This is a genomic window from Bradyrhizobium sp. USDA 4506, assembly GCF_054058795.1.
Genome location: NZ_JBSSBM010000002.1, coordinates 5,762,189 through 5,782,777, shown reverse-complemented (window position 1 = coordinate 5,782,777; position 20,589 = coordinate 5,762,189). Strand labels below are relative to the sequence as shown.

Genomic DNA, 20,589 nt, shown 5'->3' with positions numbered 1-20,589 from the left:
GTCATGCGCTTTTTTGAAGATATCGAGATCGGCGCGCGGCGCGAGTTCGGCTCCTTCACCTTCACGCCCGAGGACATCAAGCGGTTCGCCGCGCAGTTCGATCCGCAGCGCTTCCATCTCGACGAGGAGGAGGGGCGCAACTCGCTGTTCGGCGGGCTCGCCGCATCGGGCTGGCATGTCGCCAGCGTCTGCATGAAGCTGCTCGTCGCCGACGGCAAGCGGCTCGCCGCGGAAGCCGCCGCGCGCGGCGAACAGGTCGCGGTCTGGGGGCCGTCGCCGGGCTTCCGCGAACTGCGCTGGATCCGCCCGGTGCTGGCAGGCGATACCATCAGCTTCACCAACCAGGTCGAGACCAAGCGCACGTCCGAAAAGCGGCCCGAATGGGGCATCCTTCAGGCCCGCAACACCGGCGTCAATCAGCGCAACGAGGTGGTGTTCTCGTTCCTCGCCACCGCTTTCGTGCCGCGGCGGAATCCCGGTTCCTGATGTTGCTCGCGCGCCTCTGATGTTGCCCGGACGCCATGGTTAGCGAATGACTTCTGCTGCCGACGCAGTTGTGCGTTGCGTGGAACTCAGTTTTTGCTAACGCATTCTGAACCTTTGTCCCTGCCTTATGGTTTGAGGGCACGGACATCTGGCAAGAATGACTGGGGATACCATGGCAGATCGCAGCGCGCTGAAACTCGTCGGCATTATCTTCGCGACGGTAACGGTTGTGGTGATGCTGGCCACCGGAATGGTCGTGAAGGGTTTTGCCGACGGCAATTATTCCTTCGAGACCACCGCGAGCATCGACCGCTGATTGACCGTCTGTAACTCCCGGCGCTCGAGGGAGCGCAGGTGGCGTGCATTTGCGCTTTTCAATGTGATCTGTCGGCAGGCTGCGTCACATTTCTTCCAAGCTTCAGTCTAACGATTCCAGATCAGCACCATCACGACGGTCGCGGCTGCCAGGATGCCGATGAACCGGATCATGATCGTGCCGATGCCCTGCTGCGGCTGGCGCAGCGGAATCGGATCGGCGGCGTTGTCCGGCCGGACGCTCTGCATGACTTCGTCTCCAAATGGATGCCCGGCAGCGCGCGGTCCGGACGCGAATTCCGGATTGGACGCGGGCTCGACATCCCAAGTTCAAATCGGCTTCTGCAAAAATTGACGTCCCGGAGTTTACACCGCGCTGAATAACGAATCGTTCTGCGCTGAATCAGGCCGCAAAGCGAAGCCGCCGCCCCCCGTTCAGGAGGCGGCGGCGGTCAGTTTGGGAACCTGAGCTGTATCAGCTGTTGCGCAGGCCGTCGGCGGCGCGCTTCCACTGCGAAACGTTGTCGGCGATCATGCGCGTCGACTTCATCGCGGCCTGGCTGAGCTGGGCATAGCCGGAAATCTCGCGCTGGACGCGCTGGCCCTCGGCATGCAGCAGGTCACGCAGGCTCTCGAGCTCGCCGATCAGCTTCTCGATCTCGGCGAGCGAGGTGCCGGCGACGCGCTGGATCAGCGAGTTGACGTTGCTGACGGTGGCATCGGTGTTGGTGTCGGTCGGCGCGGTCTCCGGGCTCGCCACCGGCCGGCGCAGATAGGCGATATCGTTGCGCACGAAGTCGCGGATCCCGGCTTCGACTTCCGAGACGGCGGCGAGGTTGGTGTCGACCTCGGACGTCGTTTCGACTTCGGCTTCCTCGGTACGGTTGGTGGCGTTCATCGGCTTTCCCCTTGTTCGCAATGGCGAAGCGCGGCTTGTCCCCCGCACGACGAATTGATGAAGTTACGGACCTATCAGTGCCGCCGAATTTGACCGCATCTGGGCCAAGTTGCGGCAATGCCTGATCATTTAACGCGATAGAGCTAACAGACCGTTCACCATGAGCGCTTGTAGCCGGCGCTGATGCTCTTGCTGGTGGTGCCCTGGGATGTCTCGCCGACCGAGCCGGAGACGGTAACGCCGTTGAACAGCTTCTGCTCGGCGCCGATCCGGCGCAGCCATCTGTCGTCGGAGGTCGACAGCGTCTGGCCTGCCGTGATGCTGGTGCCGGTGTCGTTAACGGACAGGCTCGCCGACTGATCGGTGTCGTAGCTGCGCGAGGGGTGGCTGATGATGCCGGGCACCGGGACCACGCCCTGCTGGATGAGGTTGTAGCCGTTCTGCAGCGTCAGCGAATATTGCTCCGACAGCGGCACCGACTTGCTCAAGGAGGTGCCGACCTTGCTCTGGTCGGCGGAGGGATCGACCCGCGCCTCGACCGAGGTCTTGTCCCAGATCGAGGCCACGCCGCCGGTCGAGATCGCGGCCCAGGCCGAGCCGCCGGACTGCGGCAGGCTGCCGCCATTGGCGAGCCGCTCCGACAATTGCTCCGACGTCGTCATGGTGCCTTGCCTTGCGACCGTCATGTCGGCGCCGATGCGGGTGTCGAGGAATGGCGAGATCGACTGCTTGACCGACACCGCCGACGAGCCGTTGGCGTTGTTGTTGGTCGACCAGGATGGATCCTTGCCGGCGACGCTGGCGGGCCTCGCCGCACGCTTCGGCGCCAGCGTGGGCAGGCTGGTGGAATCGGTGTCGAGCTGGCTCCAGTCGAGCTTGCTCTCGTCGATGTCCTTCAGAATGTCGGCGTCATTGGCATTGGCCGCCGGCGGCTCCTCGTCGGCCGCAGCCTCGGCGTTATCAGCTGCGGTATTTTGAGCAACGGTGTCTTGGGCGGCGGGAGCGATCTGCCACGGCGGGGTTTGCGCGGCGGCCGGCAGCGCCATCGCCAGGCTGAAGCCGGCTGCCAGCACCGGCAGTCTTGCCCAGCCAAATCGTAATGTGAAAGTCATTCCCAGCCCACAAATTCCAGAGCCGCAGCATGCATTGCCGTGCCGCAAAATTGTGGCATCGGCGCTCTGAAAGCAAGTGATCAACGCGTGATCGTCATGTCCGGGACAAACGCGCGGCGCGTTCGCGCGGCGCGTCCCGAGCGCGGCCGTTCGGGGCTGGCAAAACAGGCCGCCGCTGCCGGGGCGCCTGAACGCGAAGACGCGCTTCGCGCTTTAGCGCCCCGGACATGACGAAGGCGTGAAATCGAAAAGCCGTCAGACCGCGATGCGCGGCAGATGGATCGGGTAGCCGACGGTCTGCTCGACGAGGTCGAAACTGTCGACCAGCACGCGGAAGCTCGTCAGCTTGCCGGCCCTGAACTGCGCGAAATGCGCGATCCGGAGCGAGATCGGCTTGTTGGAGTCGAGTGCCGTCAGCGAATAGCGCAGCATCGAGGCTGCGGAATCCACGCCGAGCATGATCTGTTCCCGGTCGAAGCGGTGAACCCTGAGGTTCTCGCCGATCTGCCGGATCACCTCGAGCACCGCGGCCTTGCCGCGGCGCGCGCCGAAAAAGGAAAACAGGTCGATCGGCCCATAGATGGACCATTCGACCTCGTCGTCGAGCAGCGGCTCGATATCTGCAAGCTGGCGTTCGTTGATCGCGCGATGCAATGCGCGCGAAAAACGCCAGAGACTATGCTCTGTCATTTTGGCCTTGTCCTGAAACTGGATTTTCAAACGCAAACGGATGGCAGGGGGTCAGCGCCGACGCCTTGCCAGGTTGCTGCACATCGCTATTGCGGCCTGAAATAGTGCCGAACGGCAAAAACGCAAATGACTTTTTTGCAATGCACAATTGCGCCGAATTTTACCCGAATGTGACCGCCGACCTCTGGATTCCGGTTCCGACGCGCTTTTTTGATGCGAACCGGCATCCACCCCGCATCACGTGCGGGGCAGGCTTCGCGCGAAAACGCTCCGGTCGCCGCAATTCAGCGGTCGCGCTGCCGCACCGGTTGCCGCTCGATCACGATCTCGGCGTCGCGGATCGCCACCACCGCGAACAGCAGCGCGCCGCCGATGCCGCCGATCGCGGCGCCGAGCGGCATGAAGGTGAAAAACACCAGCGTTCCGCTGTCGATACCAGAGGTTCTGGCCAATCCGATCCAGCTAAGCCCGGCTCCGATGCCGAAGGCGGCGCCGCCAAGGGCGCCCAGCGCCAGGCCAAGCACAGCGAGCAATGCGATTTTCATGGTGATTTCAGCCCCGACCGCAACAAGCCCGGTAATAAGTCAGCGCCGGGCCGTCGAGGTTCAACGCCGGCGTTGCGAATTTGCCTGCACGATGTCGTCGTGCCCGGTCAGCGCCGCCGCGACGTCGCGCTCCAGCACCTGCTGGACGAGGTCGAAGGTGTCGATGATCTCGCGGATCTCGGTGATCTTGCCGTCGCGCAGCGTGTAGAACACCGCCACATCGAACTGCACCACGCGGGCGTTGTTGCGCTTGCGGAAGAACACGCGCAGCTGCGCGGCGACTTTGTCGCCCTGGGTCACCACGATCGGCGCCTCGTAGCGCATGTCCGAATAGCGCTCGTGGATCGTGGTCCACATCTGGCGCAGCGCGGCCTTGCCGCGGTGCTGGCCCATATGCGGGAGAATGTCGATCGGGGCGTTGGCGAGAAACGCGACGTCGTCGCTGCAGCGATCGAGCGCGCCCTCGATGCCGCCGGCATAATAAACGTCGAGGAAGTTCAAGACGCGCTGCCGGTTCAAATCCTCGCCCATGATCGACTCCGCCGGTCCGACTCGCTCTGGCCCGGCATTGTGAACCGGAGCATTCCACAATCAAACAACATATGTTTGACGCGCGAGACGCGATTAGGTTCGGCAACCAGCGCGTGCATTGTGGCGCAAAATGCATGCGGCGCGCCGGTTCGCGCAATGCGACGACGGGCGGCTGTCGCGGTGCAGGCGGCGGTTTATTCCGCGCCTGCGCCGCTTAAATCTTCGCGCCCGCGGCCTTGCCGCGGCGCCGCCGGCCCGTATGCTTCGCGGCGGAAGGCGGCCGAACAGAGCCGCCCCGATGGGGAGAGACCAATGAAGCGCATCACCCACTTCGCCGCGATCCTGTCGCTGCTGGCATGCCCGGCGATCCCGCCCGCCTTCGCACACACGCCGCAGCAGCCTGCCCACCAGCTCTACAACGAAGGCGACCTGAAGCTCGAGAGCGGCGAGGCGATCAAGGATTTCTCGATCTCCTACGTCACCCACGGCACGCTGAACGCGAAGAAGTCGAACGCCATCCTGGTGGTGACCGCGATCTCGGGCAATCATCACCGGCTCGATTTCATGATCGGCCTCGGCAAGGCGCTCGACCCCGACAAGTATTTCATCGTCTGCACCGATGCGATCGGCAACGGGCTGACCACGTCGCCGAGCAATTCGAAGGCGCAGCCGCGGATGCAGTTCCCGAAATTCGCGATCCGCGACATGGTGGAATCGCAGTATCGGCTGATGAAGGAGAAGCTCGGTATCGACCATGTCGTCGCCGTGGTCGGCCCCTCGATGGGCGGCATGCAGGCGCTGCAATGGGGCGTCAGCCATCCGGACTTCATGGACGCGCTGGTTGCGATGGTGCCGCTTGCGAAGACGCCGGCCTGGTCGGTCGCGGTGATGGAGGCCTCGCGCAAGGCGATCATGAACGATCCGGCGTGGAAGGACGGCAATTACGAGGCGCCGCCGGAGAAGGGCCTCAAGCTGTTCCGCGATATCGTCGCGCTGCTCGCGGCGCGCACGCCCGACATGTATGCGGCGCAGTTCAAGTCCGGCCCCGACGTGCTGCCCTGGATGGCCGAGCAGGAGACCGCGCTGTGGAAGCTGTTCGACGCCAACGACTGGATCTACCAGAGCTGGGCCTATGACCGGCACGATGTCGGCACCACGGCCGGGTTCGGCGGCGACACCGCGAAGGCGCTGGCTTCGATCAAGGCGAAGACGCTGATCCTCACCGGCACCAAGGACCTGCTCAACCCCGAATTCGAGCCGAACCAGATGGGCCAGAACATCGGAGGCGTGACCATCAAGACGATCAGCCCGGGCACCGTGACCGGCCACGCTTCGGCCGGCGGCTTCTTCCCGGCGGATGTCGAGTTTCTCAACCGCGAAACCGGGGTGTTCCTCGACGGCGTGACCGACGGCGGCAAGAAACTGGAGTGATCGGCTGAACCGGCCGCGCCTCGCAGACGTGGAGGCATGCGGCGGGCAGCTGTCCGCGAGTTAATGAAACCTCCGCCCGCGCCCCCGGTTGGTTCGGCGTGGGCGACGCATCCGCGATCAGGAGTTCCGTATGAGAAACACCATGCCGCTTGCCGTCGCCGCCCTGGTTGTCTCCAAATAAATCATGCGAGCGCGCACCGCGCGACGGTGAGCCGGCGTCGACACCGGCCACGAGGCCTTGAGCTCCTCCGGGGCCGGCCGGTGAAATCGCGCCGGCTCGCTGTTGCGGTGCGTTCGACAACAGCAAATCCGACGGCGCCGCCTTGCCGACGGAGGGGGCGATGGTGAACCGCTTCATCTTCCCGGAACCGGCCGTGCCGCTTCGCCCTTGATGCGGCAGCATTGCATTGGAGCCGCATCATGAAATCGATTGTTCTCGCGTCCGTCATTGCCGTCGGTGCGCTCGCCTTGGCGTCGCCTGCCGACGCCAAGGGTTGCATCAAGGGCGCTATCGTCGGCGGCGTCGCCGGTCATTATGCCGGCCATCACGGCATGCTCGGCGCCGCCGCCGGGTGCCTCTACGGCCGCCATCACGCCAAACAGCAGCGCCAGCAGCAGCCGCAGTCACAGCCCGCGCAGCAGGAGAAGCTGTAGGGTCAGTTGTGAAGCCACGTTCCGGGAACGTGAAGCACGTTTCGGGAACGAAGTCTCGTTCCGGGAACGCCGTCCGCACCGGCCGCGTTGTCTCCATGCGTAACGGAGACGATGATGACGAAACCAAAGACAAAGACCATCCAGCCCGTTCCCGATGACAACAAGAGCCACAAGGGCCCCGGCAGCACCCCCAGCGTTCCCATCGACACCACCAAGGGCCATCGCGACGACGAGAAGCACAACATCCGCGAGCAGGCCGCGCACGGCAATCTGACCCAGAACACCAGCAACAAGCGATCGGGGTAGGGCGGCCACACTCTCGGTGTCGTCCTGGCGAAAGCCGGGACCCATGACCACCCAATTCAGTGATGAGCGGGATCGCGGCGCAATGTCGCGCAGCAATAGAGACTTGGGGTAATGGGTCCCCTGAGTTCACAAACGAAGTGCAACACTTCCTTGAGGAGGTGTTGCCATGGGGCGGACTTACAAGCAGCTCTCTCTGGACGACCGATGCGAGATTGCCTGCCTATCGGCCAATGGCAGCTCGGTCCGGCAAATCGCGGCAGCTCTGGATCGCTCGCCATCAACGGTCTCTCGGGAACTGAGGCGCAATCGGGGGAGCCAGGTCGGCTACACGCCGAGCTATGCCCAGCACCAGATGCGAGCGCGGCGCTGGACGGGCGGACGCCTCGAACGGGAGCCCGGCCTGCGCCGCGCGGTGTTGCAACGCCTTCGCCGCGGCTGGTCGCCCGAGCAGGTCGCTGGCCGGCTGGCCCGCGAGCACGGGCGCAAGGTGATCTCCCACGAGACCATCTACCGCTTCATCTATGGCCAACTCAGGCGCACCACGGACTTCAACTGGCGGCGCTATCTGCCGCGCGCCAAGAGCAAGCGCGGCTGCCGCGGCAAGCGGGGCGGCAGCCCCGCAAGCTTCATCGAAGGCCGTGTATCCTTGGCAAATCGGCCGCTCGAAGCGGCCGACCGCAGCGTGCCCGGACACTGGGAGGCCGACCTGATGATGTTCTCGAAATACGGTCAGGCCGTGCTGACCGTGCACGAGCGCACCTCGCGGCTGCTGCTCGGCATCCGCCTTGCCAGCAAGGTCGCGCGCGGTGTCGCCCGCCATCTCGTGGGCTTCTTCGCGCCCCTTCCACAAGAGCTGCGCCAGAGCGTTACCTTCGACAACGGCACCGAGTTCGCCGGTCACCTGGCGCTGCACCGCCTCTCGATCGCGACCTTCTTCTGCGATCCCCATGCCCCCTGGCAGAAGGGTGGCATCGAGAACGCCATCGGCAGGATGCGCCGCTTTATTCCCCGCAAGACGGATCTCGTCACCCTCTCGACCGCCAGATTCCGCCAGTTCATCGCCGCCTACAACAACACCCCGCGCAAATGCCTTGACTACCGCACGCCTGCCGAGTCCTTTGCTCAAGTGTTGCACTTCGAATGTGAATCCACCTCCTGGCTTTCGCCAGGACGACGATGAAAATCCGATTCACGGTCAAACAGCTTGTTCGGTGTCATCACCTTGCCTGCGGGTGATCCAGTATTCCAGAGACATCCGTGCGTGAGCCGAGAGGCCGCGGCTTCTTCCGGACGTCGTCCCTGCGAAAGTGTTTGGTCCCTGCTGATTGGTTTGATGGAATCGGTGTAGAACGAGGCGTGGCCTTTGTCAGGGAGCACCTCGGGTCATGGAACTGAGCCTGCACGCGAACGCCACGACGACGCCGAAGACGCGCGCCTATATCCAGCGCAGCAGGAAGTCGGTTGCCGAATTGGCGACGGAACTGGGGGTCAGCGAGACCACGATCTATCGTTGGCGCGACCGCACGACGGTCGAAGATCGCTCGCACCGGCCGAAGAACCTGGTGACCAGCCTGTCGGCTGTCGAAGAAAGGGCGGTTTGCGAGCTGCGGACGTCGCTGCAGTTGCCGCTGGATGACATCGTCGAGGTGATGCAGCGATGCATCAATGCCAAGCTGTCCCGCAGCGCCATTCACCGCTGCCTGCAGCGCAATGGCATCAGCCGGCTCGCCAAGCCTGACAAACCCAAGGTCGGCATCTTCGAGACCGCCAGCATCGGCTTCATCCATATCGACGTGAAGTATCTGCCGTCCCTGCAGCGCCGCACCAGCTATGCCTTCGTCGCCATCGACCGCGCCACCCGCTACGTCTTTGTCGAGATCCATTCCAGGCGGGACGGGGCCACCGCGACCGGCTTCCTCGAGCGCTTCCTGGCCGACTTCCCGCACCAGGTTCACACCATCCTGACCGACAATGGCGCGGAGTTCACCGACCGCTTCGCTGTCGACAAGAAGAACAAGCCGCCCGGGAAGCCTTCCGGCGACCACCCCTTTGATCGGCTCTGCAAGCAGCGCGGCATCCAGCATCGCCTGACCAAGCCTTACCACCCGCAGACCAACGGCCTCGTCGAACGCTTCAACCGGCGTATCGCCGAAGCCATTGGCCGCGAACAAAAGCGCGGCAGCGCCCGGCGGACCTTCATCGACCATGCCGATCGCGACGCCTTCATCGCCAAGTTCGTCCACGACTACAACCGGACTCGCCTCAAATGCCTCGGCTACCAGGCCCCGATCCAGGCCGTTGCTAAACTCACGGGACTGAACACTTTCGCAGGGACGACACCGAATATGTGGTTCGGCCGGTGAGTCATACCTCCGCATTCTCGCGACATGATCTGCCCGAGCTTTGCGCTTCCCTTGCGCGCCCTTCCCGATCGGCCTTATCTGCGAGCATGCAGATCAAGGACGAACGCCCCGAAGACGCCGCCGCGATCAGCCGCATCACGGCGGCAGCATTCGCAACAGCGCCGCACAGCAGCGGCACCGAAGCCCGCATCGTCGAGGCTCTGCGCCAGGCTGACGCGCTGACGATTTCTCTGGTCGCTGTATCCGACGACGGCAGCATCTTCGGCCACGTCGCGTTCTCGCCGGTCCGGATCGAAGGTGTAGTAGGACGTTGGTATGGGCTTGGCCCGGTCTCGGTCGCACCCGACCTGCAACGGCAGGGCACCGGCGGCGCGCTGATCCGCGCGGGACTTGCTCGCCTCGCGGCGATGAATGCCGACGGCTGCGTCCTGCTCGGCGATCCCGCCTATTATGGACGCTTCGGCTTCGTCAGCGATCCCGCGCTGACCTATGGCGGCGAGCCCAGCCCGTACTTTCAGCGGCTGGTGTTGAAGGGTCAGCCGCCGAAGGGGGATGTGAAGTACCATGCGGTTTTCGATGTGACGTGATCAGGTACCGCCTCAAGACGACGTGACTTACGGCAGCGTCATCTCCTCAATCCGCGCCGGCACCGCGCCAAAATCGCTGAACCGGGCCCAGTTCGGCCGTATCCGCACATAGCCGATGTTCGGCCATGTCTCGCGCTCCGGCCCGCCGGGCCACGCCGCGAAATACACCTGCTTGCAGGCGATGAGCTCCGCGCCGCTCGGGAAGTCTGCGACGCCCTCGACCTGCGCGGTCTGCTCGGCGTCCCAGCCGATCACCAGCGCCGCGCGCGGATCGGCGCGGAGGTTCTGGTATTTGCGCGAGGTGGTAAGCGTGTCGAAGATGATCTCAAGATTGTCGCTGACCGCGATCCCGACGACCGCCGCCTGGGGCGCGCCATTGTGAACCGTGCTGACCACCGCGAGCCGATGCATCCGCAGGAAGGCGAGCAGCTCGGCGCGCGTCATGATCTACCTTTTCTTCCGCTTGCCCGGCGCGCCGCCGCTCGACCGCGGCGACGGGCCGAACTCCGGCCCCGACTGCCGCGAGTCGGTCGGCTGGATGATGCGGCTCGTGGTGCCGAACGGCTTTGCGGGCAGCGCGCCGCTGGGGCGGAAGGGCAGCGATTCCGGGCCGTGCATCTCGTCGAGATCGGGCTTGTGGATGCGTGAGCCGGACTTGCCGCCGCGGCTCGCCTTGAGCGAGGTCTGCGCCGACTTGTTCTTCAATGCGCTGACCGGCAGGTTGGCGGCATCGCCGTATTTTCTTGTGCCGGCATAGGCGCCAGCCTGCTTCTGCACGTTGCGCTGCTTGGCGGTGGGATCGTCGACCACGGCCATCTCGGTGGCGCGCAGGCGCTTGACCTCGTCGCGCAGGCGGGCGGCTTCCTCGAAGTTCAGGTCGGCCGCGGCCTCGCGCATCCGTGTTTCGAGATCGCTCAGCACGGCCTCGAAATTATGCCCGATCGAGATCACGTCGTCGGACCAGGAATTCCCCTTGCCGCCGTCGCCGATCTCGACCAGCACGTGGTCGCGTTCGTAGACGGAGTTGAGGATGTCGCCGATCGACTTCTTCACGCTCTCCGGCGTGATGCCGTTGGCCTCGTTGTACTCGACCTGTTTCTCGCGGCGCCGCGTGGTCTCGGCCATCGCGCGCTCCATCGAGCCGGTCATGCTGTCGGCATAGAGGATCACCTTGCCGTCGACGTTGCGCGCGGCGCGGCCGATGGTCTGGATCAGCGAGGTCTCGCTGCGCAGAAAGCCTTCCTTGTCGGCATCGAGGATCGCGACCAGCGCGCATTCGGGAATGTCGAGGCCCTCGCGCAACAGGTTGATGCCGACCAGCGCGTCGAACGCACCAAGGCGAAGATCCCGGATGATCTCGATGCGCTCGATGGTGTCGATATCCGAGTGCATGTAGCGGACGCGGATGCCCTGCTCATGCAGATATTCGGTGAGGTCCTCCGCCATGCGCTTGGTGAGCACCGTGATCAGCGAGCGATAGCCGGCCGCCGCGGTGGCGCGCACCTCGCCGACGAGATCGTCGACCTGGGTGCGGGCAGGGCGGATGTCGACCGGCGGGTCGATGAGGCCGGTCGGACGGATCACCTGCTCGACGAACACGCCGCCGCTTTCGTTCAGCTCCCAGCCGCTCGGCGTCGCCGACACCGCCACCGTCTGCGGTCGCATCATGTCCCACTCCTCGAAGCGGAGCGGCCGGTTGTCCATGCAGGAGGGCAGGCGGAAGCCGTATTCGGCGAGCGTCGCCTTGCGGCGGAAGTCGCCGCGGAACATGGCGCCGATCTGCGGCACGGTGACGTGGCTCTCGTCGGCGAAGATCAGCGCGTTGTCCGGTACATATTCGAACAGCGTCGGCGGCGGTTCGCCGGGGCGGCGCCCGGTGAGATAGCGCGAATAGTTCTCGATGCCGGCGCAGCTCCCGGTCGCCTCCATCATCTCGAGATCGAAGGTGGTGCGCTGCTCGAGTCGCTGTGCCTCCAAGAGGCGGCCCTGGTCGTTGAGCTGGTCGAGGCGCTGCTTCAGCTCCGATTTGATCGACTTGATCGCCTGCACCAGCGTCGGGCGCGGCGTCACATAGTGCGAGTTGGCGTACATCTTGATGAATTCGAGCTCGTCCTGCTTGTGGCCGGTGAGCGGATCGAACTCCTCGATGGTTTCGATGGTGTCGCCGAACAGGTTCACCCGCCAGGCGCGGTCCTCATAGTGCGCCGGGAAGATGTCGATGACGTCGCCGCGGACGCGGAAGGTGCCGCGGGTGAACTCGGCCTGGGTGCGCTTGTATTGCAGCGCGACCAGGTCGGCGATCAATTGCCGCTGGTCGATGCGCTCGCCCTTCTTCAAGGCGAAGGTCATCGCGGTGTAGGTCTCGACCGAGCCGATACCGTAGATGCAGGACACCGAAGCGACGATGATGACGTCGTCGCGCTCGAGCAGCGCGCGCGTCGCCGAGTGACGCATGCGGTCGATCTGTTCGTTGATCGAGGAATCCTTCTCGATATAGGTGTCGGTGCGCGGGACGTAGGCTTCCGGCTGGTAGTAGTCGTAATAGCTGACGAAATACTCGACGGCGTTGTCGGGGAAGAAGTTCTTGAACTCGCCATAGAGCTGGGCGGCCAGCGTCTTGTTCGGCGCCAGGATCAGCGCCGGGCGCTGCGTCGCCTCGATCACCTTGGCCATGGTGTAGGTCTTGCCCGAGCCGGTGACGCCGAGCAGCACCTGGGTGCGGTCGTTGCGGTCGATGCCCTCGACCAGCTCGGCGATCGCGGTCGGCTGGTCGCCCTTCGGCTGATAGTCGGACTTGATCTCGAAGCGCACGCCGCCTTCGGATTTCTCCGGGCGCGGCGGGCGGTGCGGGGTCCAGACCCGCATCGAGCCGTCGTCCTTGCGGAATTCCGGGCGGCCGTCGCGGATCAGGTTCTCCAGCGCGTCGGCAGTCGCCTTGACGCCGAGCGCCTCCATCTTGCTGCGCGGCGGCCGTGCCAAGGCCTCCTCGTCATCCTCGGCGGTCGGCAGGCCGAGCTGCCGCGCCAGTTCCGGATCGAGGGTCGGGATGGTGGCCGAGGTGCCGTAATTGGCCTGCGGGGCCTCGCCGAGGCCCGAAGTATCGCGCCTTGCGACGTCCTCGCTGGTCTCGCGCGTCGACGCCCGCGCGCGATGCGCGGCGGCTTCGCCGCCGGCGCGGCGGTCCCAGGAATTGTCCGGCGGCGGCTGCAGGCCGGTGCCCGAACCCATGCCGGCATCGCCGCGGTTGATCGCGGGATTGAGCAATTCGGCAAGCGCGGGCCCGATCGGGAGGACCTCGGGCCGGTGAGCTTTGGATTTGGGGGTTTTGCCGGGCTTTTTCGGAGTGTTCGGTGTCTTCGCCATGTCCCGAATATGGGACGAGTCCGGCAGCGAGAAAAGGGCAAACGGCGGCCGGATCGCTGCGCGGGCGAGGCTGCTGACAGCAGGGTGTCAGCAGGCGGCGGCTTCGCGGACTTTACGCCCGCGGCAGGTCGACGATGTCGAGATGGATCCCGCCGCAGCCGTCGCAGCGCATGGTCCAGTATTCGGCGGCGCGGCCGGGGATCACGCGCAGCAGCGAGAGCGGGGCGGCGCATTCGGGGCAGCTGGTGCGGACCTGCGCCGGCCAGACCGGATCCGGCTCGCATTGCGGGACGGCAACCACGACGTTACCGGTCACGCCGACGCTTCGGCCGCCGGCATTGTCATGCCATAGCGTTGCGGGAACCGGTCGATAGCCCGCTTCGCGTCGGCGATCGCCGCATCCGGATCGGACCACGCAAAGCCGATGTCGAGCGTCGGAAACAGCATGCCATCGATGACGACCGGCCTTTGATCGACCCGTTGAATCCTGGCGTGCCATTGCCCCTTCCCCACTTCGAACGACTTGATCTCAAAACCGCTGTAAATCATGTGCGACCTCGAAATGCCCTTCTCATAGGAAGCACGAGCGCGCTGCGCTAAATGTGAAGCAGTTCACAACTCGCCGGGTTTATTTCCGCGCAGCAAAGGAACCCGGAGCCCTGAGCGCGTGGAGATGGTCGAATAGCGGCTGCGACGGCGGTGCGCTCCCTCTCCCGCGTGCGGCAGGGGTGTCCGGGGAAATTCAGGCATAGCGGAGCTCCATCTGGTCAGGTGAGATGGTTGATTTCCGACGGCTGGGGTTGATGGGCGGAGGTTTGTCGATGGCAGCGAGGGATCGACGCGTGAGCAGGAGCTGGCCGACGAGTTCGGCGAACCTGAGCGGGAGCATTTTGATGCAGTTGGTGTGAGCGGCGATGCGCAGCAGCAGGTAGGCAATCATCGCAGCGAGCACCTGAAGGCGGATCGCGTTGTCGTTGGCGCCGAGGAACTTGCGAATATCGAGATGCTGCTTGATCCAGCGGAACAGCAGCTCGATTTGCCATCGGCTCTTGTAGAGGGCGGCGATCTCGACGGCGCTACGGACAAGGTCGTTGGTCAGGAGTGTGATCTTGCCGCCTTTCTCGCGTCTGATCTTGATGCGGCGGAGCGGGATTGGAAGGCGCGAATCGCCCTTGCTGGTGAGCTTCACCTCGTCATCGGCAAGGATTTCGAAGCCATCCCCGTTACGCTTGCGGATGGCGCGATGCCTGAGCGAGCGAAGACGGATGCTCGTCTTCGCCCGGGTAACGAAGAAAGCCTTGCTATCATTGATCTTCTGCCACCAGTCGAAACGGCAATAGCCCTTGTCAAACACATAGGTGGTGGCGGGCTGGATTGGGGTCTGTCGGCCGATCTCGATGTCATTGACGTTCGCGGCCGTCATCTCGACGCAGGTCGGGACATCGCTCCTTGGGTCGTAGACGACATGCAGCTTCATGCCGCGGATGCGGCCGTTCCACGTCGCCCAACTGCAGACCTTGCCGAGCGGGATCGGACTGGCGTCGATCAGACGCACCATCTCCATGCCTTCACTCCGCAGCTGGCGACGCGCCATCGCCGACAGCGCCGCAAAGGTTTGCGCGAAAATGCCGATCGGACGGCGGGCATTGGCATCGGACAACGTCGAGCGCGACAGCTTGCCGGTTCCCAAGTGATAGTGATGCTGCGAATTGGCGTTGAAGCCAGTCACCACCCCGCGCAGACTGCTGTTGCCGCTAAGCTGGGCATAGATCAGCGCCACCAGATGATCCCAGCTCCTGAACGACTTGTCGTAGGCATCCCCGTCCAGACGATCCACAACCGTCTGAAACTGCCGTCGATTGATCGGTTCAAGCAGCCTTCCAAAAATGCTACCGCGATATCGCATGCTCGGCCCTCTGTGTCTCGACAACCAGAAAAGACCGATTTGCCTCGGTCCTGCCGAGCATGCACCGCGACACAGTGAATCATTCCCCGGACACCCCTGCGCTTGTGTTCAGTCCCGTGAGTTTAGCAACGGCCTGGATCGGGGCCTGGTAGCCGAGGCATTTGAGGCGAGTCCGGTTGTAGTCGTGGACGAACTTGGCGATGAAGGCGTCGCGATCGGCATGGTCGATGAAGGTCCGCCGGGCGCTGCCGCGCTTTTGTTCGCGGCCAATGGCTTCGGCGATACGCCGGTTGAAGCGTTCGACGAGGCCGTTGGTCTGCGGGTGGTAAGGCTTGGTCAGGCGATGCTGGATGCCGCGCTGCTTGCAGAGCCGATCAAAGGGGTGGTCGCCGGAAGGCTTCCCGGGCGGCTTGTTCTTCTTGTCGACAGCGAAGCGGTCGGTGAACTCCGCGCCATTGTCGGTCAGGATGGTGTGAACCTGGTGCGGGAAGTCGGCCAGGAAGCGCTCGAGGAAGCCGGTCGCGGTGGCCCCGTCCCGCCTGGAATGGATCTCGACAAAGACGTAGCGGGTGGCGCGGTCGATGGCGACGAAGGCATAGCTGGTGCGGCGCTGCAGGGACGGCAGATACTTCACGTCGATATGGATGAAGCCGATGCTGGCGGTCTCGAAGATGCCGACCTTGGGTTTGTCAGGCTTGGCGAGCCGGCTGATGCCATTGCGCTGCAGGCAGCGGTGAATGGCGCTGCGGGACAGCTTGGCATTGATGCATCGCTGCATCACCTCGACGATGTCATCCAGCGGCAACTGCAGCGACGTCCGCAGCTCGCAAACCGCCCTTTCTTCGACAGCCGACAGGCTGGTCACCAGGTTCTTCGGCCGGTGCGAGCGATCTTCGACCGTCGTGCGGTCGCGCCAACGATAGATCGTGGTCTCGCTGACCCCCAGTTCCGTCGCCAATTCGGCAACCGACTTCCTGCTGCGCTGGATATAGGCGCGCGTCTTCGGCGTCGTCGTGGCGTTCGCGTGCAGGCTCAGTTCCATGACCCGAGGTGCTCCCTGACAAAGGCCACGCCTCGTTCTACACCGATTCCATCAAACCAATCAGCAGGGACCAAACACGCTTGCGGGGGAGGGTTGGGGTGGGGGCTCTCTCCACGAGTCACAGTGTGGAGAGAGCCCCCACCCGTATCGCATCTTCGATACGATACGACCTCCCCCGCAAGCGGGAGAGGTGCAGCGACGTACAACGAGCACACCGCTCATCCGGCGAAGCATGAACCGAGCGGGACCAATCTGTTCGACGCCCAACAGGCGACTGCCATGTTGCGCCACATGATCGAGGGAATGCCGCCAGCCGGCAATCTTTAGCGTTTGTGCCTGCGGCGTCGCCATGCCCGGCGGCGCGGCCATCCTGCTAAGCCCGCGACGCTTCGGCGTTCGCGGGCTTTCTTGTGTCGCACCGACAGCAGGCCGGCCGCGCGACCGGCCGAACCCGCGCAAACCGGCGTTTCGCGTAGTCGATGAGCGGGGATTCGATCGCGCGCCAGCTGATCTCGGCAAGGACGCAGACGATCGGAAGCGCGATGAGACCCGACCATGCACCAAAATCGAGGGACAGGAAGATGTTCAGCACGATCAGGTGGAAGAGATAGAGCGCATAGCAGCGGCGCCCGGGCCAGATGAACGGCTTGAGCAACACCGTCTTCTGTACGTTGATCCCGGCCCACACGATGACGCCGCAGGCGAACGCCGATATCCCGAGGAAGGAGAACGGTCCAAACGCCGCCGCATAGGTCAGATCGCAAAGCATCGGCACGCAGGCGAGCGCTGTCCACACTAGAGGGGAGCGGCAGTAGCCGCGCACAAAGCACGCCAGCAGAACGCCGCCGAACAGCTCGTCGAGCCGGCAGGGCAGCAAGAACTCCCAGGAGAGGTCGGGCAGGTGCGCGTGGAACAGCCAGCGACAGACCGGGGCGATCAGCACGCCGCACCAGAGGACGCGGACCAGCCATTCCCGCGGCAGCGACCAGATCAGGAGCGGCAGGATCAGGTAAAACTGCTCCTCGATCGCGAGTGTCCAGCTGACGAATGTCGGCTCGGTCATGGGATAACCGAACTGCAACCACGGCACGGCCTGCAGGAAGAACAGGTAATAGCCCCAGTGATCGGGCGTCGCGATCAACAGCAGCAGCCAGTACAGCGGCAGGATCCGGAACGCGCGCCGGCCATAGAACGACGAGAAGTAACCGCGCTGTTCGCGGCTATCGAGCAGGATGCCGCCGATCAAAAAGCCGCTGACGACGAAGAACAGGTCGACGCCCAGCATGCCGTACTTGAATTCGAAGTAGTGGCGGGCAATGACCGCCGAGATCGCGAGGCCCCTTAGCGCATCGAGCGATTCGGAGCGTGGCCCGGCAGAATCCTCCTCCGGGCGCGGACCAGCAATTGGACCCATGCTCAACCTGATATCAATTTCAATATGCGGCCACCCGTTGAGGTGGTTTGCAACCCTTACAGTCGTCCGGTTTCGTTGACAACTGAAGCGAGCAACGACCTTTCGTCTAGGGTTACCGGCCGCGGCAGCCTCGGGCTGCTCGATATTGCCCGGTCTTCCGCCTCCCGCTAGCCGCGGCCGGCGATGTGGTCGGCGAGCACCGCGGCATCGTCGCCGACGCCTGACAGGAACGAGGATTTCATCTTCGACAGCCATTGCAGGCCGAGGAAATAGAGGCCCGGCACGTCGGAGACGCCGTGGCGATGTCGCGGCGCCCCGTCGGCATCCAGCACCGGTATGTCGATCCAGTTCAGATCGAGGCCGTAGCCGGTGGCCCAGATCACGCTCCTGATCCGCGCGGCGCGCAGGTCGATCGCATTGAGCGGCGCGGTGAGGCACGGCGGATCGGGCAGGCGGAGGCGCGCCAACGGATCTTCGGGATGATCGAGGCCGCGCGCCGCGACGAAGTCGTCGACGATCCCGAGGAACGTCGCGTAATAGGCGTCGCCATTGGCGATGTTGGCGGCGAGATCGGGCGCGATCTCGAGCACGCCGTCGCGCGCCGCCGTCACGCGGCCGAGCAGGGTCACGCCGCCGGCGGCGAAGCGGCGGAAATCGACGGTGTGGCCGCCATGGGCGCCGGAAATCACCGGCAGCAGCCGCGACGGGCCGCGCTGCTCGACCGGCGTCCGGTCGATGCCCATCTCGGCCAGCCACCAGATCAGGTCGCGGCCGCGATAGCGGCGCGGCAGGCGGTTGTGACGGCCGACCGAGAGGAAGACATCGCGGCCGGCGCGCATCAGCTCTTCGGCGATCTGCGCACCCGAGGCGCCGGCACCGACCACCAGCACCGCGCCGTCAGGCAATTGCGCGGGATTCCTGTAGCCGGCGGCATCGACCTGGAACAGGCCGGGGTGATCGCGCAGGAGGTCCGGCCGCAGCGGCCGTTGATAGGGGCCCGTGGCGATGACAACACTGCGGGCGACGATGCTGCCGCCGGCAAATTCGGCGAGGAAACCGCCGGCGTCGCGGCGCAGCTTCGTGACCGCGACGCCGGAGCGGATCGGCGGCGCGACGAACGCGGCGTAGTTCTCAATGAAGGCGATGATGGCAGCGGTGTCCGAGAAGCCGTCGGGATCGCTGTGCGGAAACGCGAAATCCGGTAGCCGCACCGACCAGTTCGGAAACTGGAACATGAGGCCGTCCCAGCGTTCGCTGCGCCAGCGCTCGGCGATGCGACCCCGCTCCAGCACCAGATGGGCGATGCCGCGCTGCTTCAGCCGATGGCTCATGGTGAGCCCGGCCTGGCCGCCGCCGATCACCAGCGTATCGACTGCGTCGTCAGGCACTGCGCGATCCCTTGCGGCGGGCGGCGGGCTCCGCCGCGGCGCGGATGATCCAGCGCCGGAACGCGGTGAAATCGCGCTGCTCGGCGTGGAAGCCGCGATAGACCAGATACCAGCGCATGCCCTTCGGCACGCTGAGCGCAAACGGCGCCACCAGCCGGCCGGCGGCGAGATCGTCGTCGATATAGGGCCGAATGCCCATCGCGATACCGAGCCCGTCGCTAGCTGCCTGCAGCGCCTGGCCGTAGAACTGGAATTCCGGCCCGCGCGCGGTCAGGCGCGGCACGCCCGCGGCCTTCAGCCAGGACGGCCAGTCGTCGGGCGAATGCGCGACGCGGATCAGGCTCGGGCCCTTGAGGTCGGCGGGGCGCTTCAGGGTGTTGGCGAGCCGCGCCGTGCACACCGGCATCAGATCGGCGGCAAACAGCGGCTCGGCGACGAGGCCCGGCCACTGGCCGTCGCCGAGCTGGATGCCGCAGCTCCAGTCGTCGGCGAACGGCACCGCCATGCCGCCGGTCGTGATCCGCACCTCGATGTCGGGCTCCGCTTTGCGGAACTCGGCAAGGTGCGGAATCATCCATTTCAGCGCAAAGGTCGGTCCGACGCCGACGGTCAGCACCCGCGCGCTCGCGGATGCCGTGACCTGCGCGGTGAGGCTCGCCAGCGCGTCGAAGATCGGCGTCAGCCCGCCCTGATAGGCGCGGCCCGCCGGAGTGGTGACGAGGCGGTTGGCCTTGCGCTCGAACAGCGCGACGCCGAGCCGCTCCTCGAGCAGATGCACCATCCGGCTGATCGCGGCGGCCGAGACATTGAGCTCGCTGCCCGCCGCCGCGAAGCTGCCGGTCCGCGCCGCGGCTTCGAACGCCTTGATGCCGTTGAGGAAGAGCAGCCGCCGCATGAACCCTCAGGAAAACTGATGCAAGGTCAAGATAACTCAGTTTGCCGGAAGAGGCCAAGCGGCGCAGAAATATGGTTGCTGTGATTTGGGCTAATGCGGCGCGGTTGACGTACCTCGCCTCGCTTGCGGGGAGAGGTCGGATCGCATCGCCAGATGCGATCCGGGTGAGGGGGAGTCTCCGCGAGTCCCACTGTAACCGCCCTCGTGGAGACTCCCCCTCATCCCGACCTTCTCCCCGCAGGCGGGGAGAAGGGGCGCACGATCACGACTTGCGGGAGATGTATGATGGCAGAGACGGCGGATAGCCTGGTGCTCGATCTCGTGGAATGGGTGGCGCGCGAGCCGCGGCCTTATGCCGAGGTGCTCGAGGTCTGGCGCACCTCATGCCCGCGGCTGACGATCTGGGAGGACGCCGTCGATCGCGGCTACGTCGCGCGCCGTCCCTCGGTCGAGGGCATACGAGTAATGGTGACGGAAAGCGGCGAGACATTCTTGCGCGCGCACGGGCGGATGCAGTGATGCGAAACCAGTCGATGCCTTCTTCACCTCTCCCGCTTGCGGGGGAGGTCGGATTGCATCGCAGATGCAATCCGGGTGGGGGCTCTCTCCACGATGTGACTCGTGGAGAGAACCCCCACCCCGACCCTCCCCCGCAAGCGGGAG

General features: G+C 64.8%; 24 protein-coding genes. 9 read left to right on the top strand and 15 right to left on the bottom strand.

The features are described 5' to 3' along the window. Positions 1 to 3 precede the first annotated feature (3 nt). Together ACVIHF_RS29525 and ACVIHF_RS29520 are read left to right on the top strand one after the other, a co-directional pair. Positions 4 to 486 carry a MaoC family dehydratase gene (locus tag ACVIHF_RS29525; RefSeq protein WP_253606855.1) on the top strand — a complete coding sequence of 161 codons (483 nt, stop codon included), beginning with the start codon at positions 4 to 6 and terminating at the stop codon, positions 484 to 486. Between the two features lie 172 nt (positions 487 to 658). After that, the gene (locus ACVIHF_RS29520) at positions 659 to 802 is read left to right on the top strand and encodes a hypothetical protein (RefSeq protein WP_016841369.1); all 144 of its coding nucleotides are present in this window, start codon (positions 659 to 661) and stop codon (positions 800 to 802) included. 107 nt (positions 803 to 909) lie between these two features. On the opposite strand, the gene ACVIHF_RS29515 is transcribed toward ACVIHF_RS29520, so the two are convergent. From ACVIHF_RS29515 to ACVIHF_RS29490, 6 genes are all read right to left on the bottom strand, one after another. Continuing rightward, the gene (locus tag ACVIHF_RS29515; RefSeq protein WP_167350365.1) at positions 910 to 1,050 is read right to left on the bottom strand and encodes a hypothetical protein; all 141 of its coding nucleotides are present in this window, start codon (positions 1,048 to 1,050) and stop codon (positions 910 to 912) included. A 226-nt stretch (positions 1,051 to 1,276) separates the two neighbouring features. Further along, the gene (locus ACVIHF_RS29510; RefSeq protein ID WP_016841371.1) at positions 1,277 to 1,699 is read right to left on the bottom strand and encodes a hypothetical protein; all 423 of its coding nucleotides are present in this window, start codon (positions 1,697 to 1,699) and stop codon (positions 1,277 to 1,279) included. A 155-nt stretch (positions 1,700 to 1,854) separates the two neighbouring features. After that, the gene (locus ACVIHF_RS29505) at positions 1,855 to 2,811 is read right to left on the bottom strand and encodes a hypothetical protein (protein ID WP_456792959.1); all 957 of its coding nucleotides are present in this window, start codon (positions 2,809 to 2,811) and stop codon (positions 1,855 to 1,857) included. 255 nt (positions 2,812 to 3,066) lie between these two features. Continuing rightward, positions 3,067 to 3,501 carry a nuclear transport factor 2 family protein gene (locus ACVIHF_RS29500; RefSeq protein ID WP_026193357.1) on the bottom strand — a complete coding sequence of 145 codons (435 nt, stop codon included), beginning with the start codon at positions 3,499 to 3,501 and terminating at the stop codon, positions 3,067 to 3,069. A gap of 284 nt (positions 3,502 to 3,785) precedes the next feature. Further along, positions 3,786 to 4,046, bottom strand: coding sequence for a hypothetical protein (locus ACVIHF_RS29495; protein WP_028336038.1), 261 nt, complete (start codon positions 4,044 to 4,046; stop codon positions 3,786 to 3,788). Positions 4,047 to 4,106: 60 nt separating this feature from the next. Then, positions 4,107 to 4,577, bottom strand: coding sequence for a nuclear transport factor 2 family protein (locus ACVIHF_RS29490; protein ID WP_310882585.1), 471 nt, complete (start codon positions 4,575 to 4,577; stop codon positions 4,107 to 4,109). A gap of 312 nt (positions 4,578 to 4,889) precedes the next feature. Between ACVIHF_RS29490 and ACVIHF_RS29485 the strand changes: the two genes are divergently transcribed. The 6 genes from ACVIHF_RS29485 (at position 4,890) to ACVIHF_RS29460 (ending at position 9,918) form a co-directional block, all read left to right on the top strand. Continuing rightward, on the top strand, positions 4,890 to 6,008 hold the full coding sequence (locus ACVIHF_RS29485) for an alpha/beta fold hydrolase (RefSeq protein ID WP_310882586.1): 1,119 nt from the start codon (positions 4,890 to 4,892) through the stop codon (positions 6,006 to 6,008). Between the two features lie 420 nt (positions 6,009 to 6,428). Beyond that, the gene (locus tag ACVIHF_RS29480; protein ID WP_456792958.1) at positions 6,429 to 6,662 is read left to right on the top strand and encodes a hypothetical protein; all 234 of its coding nucleotides are present in this window, start codon (positions 6,429 to 6,431) and stop codon (positions 6,660 to 6,662) included. A gap of 114 nt (positions 6,663 to 6,776) precedes the next feature. After that, on the top strand, positions 6,777 to 6,968 hold the full coding sequence (locus ACVIHF_RS29475) for a hypothetical protein (protein WP_172646835.1): 192 nt from the start codon (positions 6,777 to 6,779) through the stop codon (positions 6,966 to 6,968). 166 nt (positions 6,969 to 7,134) lie between these two features. Next, positions 7,135 to 8,148, top strand: a complete 1,014-nt coding sequence (locus tag ACVIHF_RS29470; RefSeq protein ID WP_456792957.1) for an IS30 family transposase — start codon at positions 7,135 to 7,137, stop codon at positions 8,146 to 8,148. Positions 8,149 to 8,353: 205 nt separating this feature from the next. Further along, positions 8,354 to 9,331: an IS481 family transposase gene (locus ACVIHF_RS29465; RefSeq protein ID WP_456792956.1), complete on the top strand. Its 978-nt coding sequence runs from the start codon at positions 8,354 to 8,356 to the stop codon at positions 9,329 to 9,331. Between the two features lie 86 nt (positions 9,332 to 9,417). Continuing rightward, a complete protein-coding gene (locus ACVIHF_RS29460) occupies positions 9,418 to 9,918 on the top strand; it encodes a GNAT family N-acetyltransferase (protein ID WP_456792955.1) in 501 nt (166 codons plus the stop codon). Between the two features lie 27 nt (positions 9,919 to 9,945). Here the strand turns inward: ACVIHF_RS29460 and ACVIHF_RS29455 are convergent, their stop codons facing one another. The 9 genes from ACVIHF_RS29455 to ACVIHF_RS29415 all read right to left on the bottom strand — a co-directional run bounded on the left by ACVIHF_RS29455 (position 9,946) and on the right by ACVIHF_RS29415 (position 19,926). Beyond that, the gene (locus ACVIHF_RS29455) at positions 9,946 to 10,362 is read right to left on the bottom strand and encodes a pyridoxamine 5'-phosphate oxidase family protein (RefSeq protein ID WP_456792954.1); all 417 of its coding nucleotides are present in this window, start codon (positions 10,360 to 10,362) and stop codon (positions 9,946 to 9,948) included. A gap of 3 nt (positions 10,363 to 10,365) precedes the next feature. Then, the gene (gene uvrB / locus ACVIHF_RS29450; RefSeq protein WP_456792953.1) at positions 10,366 to 13,281 is read right to left on the bottom strand and encodes an excinuclease ABC subunit UvrB; all 2,916 of its coding nucleotides are present in this window, start codon (positions 13,279 to 13,281) and stop codon (positions 10,366 to 10,368) included. 112 nt (positions 13,282 to 13,393) lie between these two features. After that, positions 13,394 to 13,597: a hypothetical protein gene (locus ACVIHF_RS29445; protein ID WP_375166800.1), complete on the bottom strand. Its 204-nt coding sequence runs from the start codon at positions 13,595 to 13,597 to the stop codon at positions 13,394 to 13,396. Continuing rightward, on the bottom strand, positions 13,594 to 13,830 hold the full coding sequence (locus ACVIHF_RS29440; RefSeq protein WP_310883492.1) for a hypothetical protein: 237 nt from the start codon (positions 13,828 to 13,830) through the stop codon (positions 13,594 to 13,596). The genes ACVIHF_RS29445 and ACVIHF_RS29440 overlap by 4 nt, the downstream gene beginning before the upstream one ends. Before the next feature lie 193 nt (positions 13,831 to 14,023). Then, complete coding sequence (locus tag ACVIHF_RS29435; RefSeq protein WP_253605569.1) at positions 14,024 to 15,187, bottom strand: IS4 family transposase; 1,164 nt, start codon at positions 15,185 to 15,187, stop codon at positions 14,024 to 14,026. A 79-nt stretch (positions 15,188 to 15,266) separates the two neighbouring features. Then, the gene (locus ACVIHF_RS29430; RefSeq protein ID WP_456792952.1) at positions 15,267 to 16,229 is read right to left on the bottom strand and encodes an IS481 family transposase; all 963 of its coding nucleotides are present in this window, start codon (positions 16,227 to 16,229) and stop codon (positions 15,267 to 15,269) included. 373 nt (positions 16,230 to 16,602) lie between these two features. Continuing rightward, positions 16,603 to 17,643, bottom strand: a complete 1,041-nt coding sequence (locus ACVIHF_RS29425; RefSeq protein WP_176937003.1) for an acyltransferase family protein — start codon at positions 17,641 to 17,643, stop codon at positions 16,603 to 16,605. 167 nt (positions 17,644 to 17,810) lie between these two features. Beyond that, positions 17,811 to 19,031: an NAD(P)-binding domain-containing protein gene (locus tag ACVIHF_RS29420; RefSeq protein WP_456792951.1), complete on the bottom strand. Its 1,221-nt coding sequence runs from the start codon at positions 19,029 to 19,031 to the stop codon at positions 17,811 to 17,813. Then, positions 19,024 to 19,926: a LysR substrate-binding domain-containing protein gene (locus ACVIHF_RS29415; protein ID WP_092085114.1), complete on the bottom strand. Its 903-nt coding sequence runs from the start codon at positions 19,924 to 19,926 to the stop codon at positions 19,024 to 19,026. The genes ACVIHF_RS29420 and ACVIHF_RS29415 overlap by 8 nt, the downstream gene beginning before the upstream one ends. Before the next feature lie 285 nt (positions 19,927 to 20,211). Between ACVIHF_RS29415 and ACVIHF_RS29410 the strand changes: the two genes are divergently transcribed. Next, positions 20,212 to 20,445, top strand: a complete 234-nt coding sequence (locus ACVIHF_RS29410; protein WP_092085244.1) for a hypothetical protein — start codon at positions 20,212 to 20,214, stop codon at positions 20,443 to 20,445. Positions 20,446 to 20,589: the final 144 nt, after the last annotated feature.

Excerpts from the sequence above, each read along its gene's own strand:
- ACVIHF_RS29525 (WP_253606855.1), top strand. The coding sequence starts at position 4 with ATGCGCTTTTTTGAAGATATCGAGATCGGCGCGCGGCGCGAGTTCGGC.
- ACVIHF_RS29520 (WP_016841369.1), top strand. The coding sequence starts at position 659 with ATGGCAGATCGCAGCGCGCTGAAACTCGTCGGCATTATCTTCGCGACG.
- ACVIHF_RS29515 (WP_167350365.1), bottom strand. The coding sequence starts at position 1,050 with ATGCAGAGCGTCCGGCCGGACAACGCCGCCGATCCGATTCCGCTGCGC.
- ACVIHF_RS29510 (WP_016841371.1), bottom strand. The coding sequence starts at position 1,699 with ATGAACGCCACCAACCGTACCGAGGAAGCCGAAGTCGAAACGACGTCC.
- ACVIHF_RS29505 (WP_456792959.1), bottom strand. The coding sequence starts at position 2,811 with ATGACTTTCACATTACGATTTGGCTGGGCAAGACTGCCGGTGCTGGCA.
- ACVIHF_RS29500 (WP_026193357.1), bottom strand. The coding sequence starts at position 3,501 with ATGACAGAGCATAGTCTCTGGCGTTTTTCGCGCGCATTGCATCGCGCG.
- ACVIHF_RS29495 (WP_028336038.1), bottom strand. The coding sequence starts at position 4,046 with ATGAAAATCGCATTGCTCGCTGTGCTTGGCCTGGCGCTGGGCGCCCTT.
- ACVIHF_RS29490 (WP_310882585.1), bottom strand. The coding sequence starts at position 4,577 with ATGGGCGAGGATTTGAACCGGCAGCGCGTCTTGAACTTCCTCGACGTT.
- ACVIHF_RS29485 (WP_310882586.1), top strand. The coding sequence starts at position 4,890 with ATGAAGCGCATCACCCACTTCGCCGCGATCCTGTCGCTGCTGGCATGC.
- ACVIHF_RS29480 (WP_456792958.1), top strand. The coding sequence starts at position 6,429 with ATGAAATCGATTGTTCTCGCGTCCGTCATTGCCGTCGGTGCGCTCGCC.
- ACVIHF_RS29475 (WP_172646835.1), top strand. The coding sequence starts at position 6,777 with ATGACGAAACCAAAGACAAAGACCATCCAGCCCGTTCCCGATGACAAC.
- ACVIHF_RS29470 (WP_456792957.1), top strand. The coding sequence starts at position 7,135 with ATGGGGCGGACTTACAAGCAGCTCTCTCTGGACGACCGATGCGAGATT.
- ACVIHF_RS29465 (WP_456792956.1), top strand. The coding sequence starts at position 8,354 with ATGGAACTGAGCCTGCACGCGAACGCCACGACGACGCCGAAGACGCGC.
- ACVIHF_RS29460 (WP_456792955.1), top strand. The coding sequence starts at position 9,418 with ATGCAGATCAAGGACGAACGCCCCGAAGACGCCGCCGCGATCAGCCGC.
- ACVIHF_RS29455 (WP_456792954.1), bottom strand. The coding sequence starts at position 10,362 with ATGACGCGCGCCGAGCTGCTCGCCTTCCTGCGGATGCATCGGCTCGCG.
- uvrB (WP_456792953.1), bottom strand. The coding sequence starts at position 13,281 with ATGGCGAAGACACCGAACACTCCGAAAAAGCCCGGCAAAACCCCCAAA.
- ACVIHF_RS29440 (WP_310883492.1), bottom strand. The coding sequence starts at position 13,830 with ATGATTTACAGCGGTTTTGAGATCAAGTCGTTCGAAGTGGGGAAGGGG.
- ACVIHF_RS29435 (WP_253605569.1), bottom strand. The coding sequence starts at position 15,187 with ATGCGATATCGCGGTAGCATTTTTGGAAGGCTGCTTGAACCGATCAAT.
- ACVIHF_RS29430 (WP_456792952.1), bottom strand. The coding sequence starts at position 16,229 with ATGGAACTGAGCCTGCACGCGAACGCCACGACGACGCCGAAGACGCGC.
- ACVIHF_RS29425 (WP_176937003.1), bottom strand. The coding sequence starts at position 17,643 with ATGGGTCCAATTGCTGGTCCGCGCCCGGAGGAGGATTCTGCCGGGCCA.
- ACVIHF_RS29415 (WP_092085114.1), bottom strand. The coding sequence starts at position 19,926 with ATGCGGCGGCTGCTCTTCCTCAACGGCATCAAGGCGTTCGAAGCCGCG.
- ACVIHF_RS29410 (WP_092085244.1), top strand. The coding sequence starts at position 20,212 with ATGGCAGAGACGGCGGATAGCCTGGTGCTCGATCTCGTGGAATGGGTG.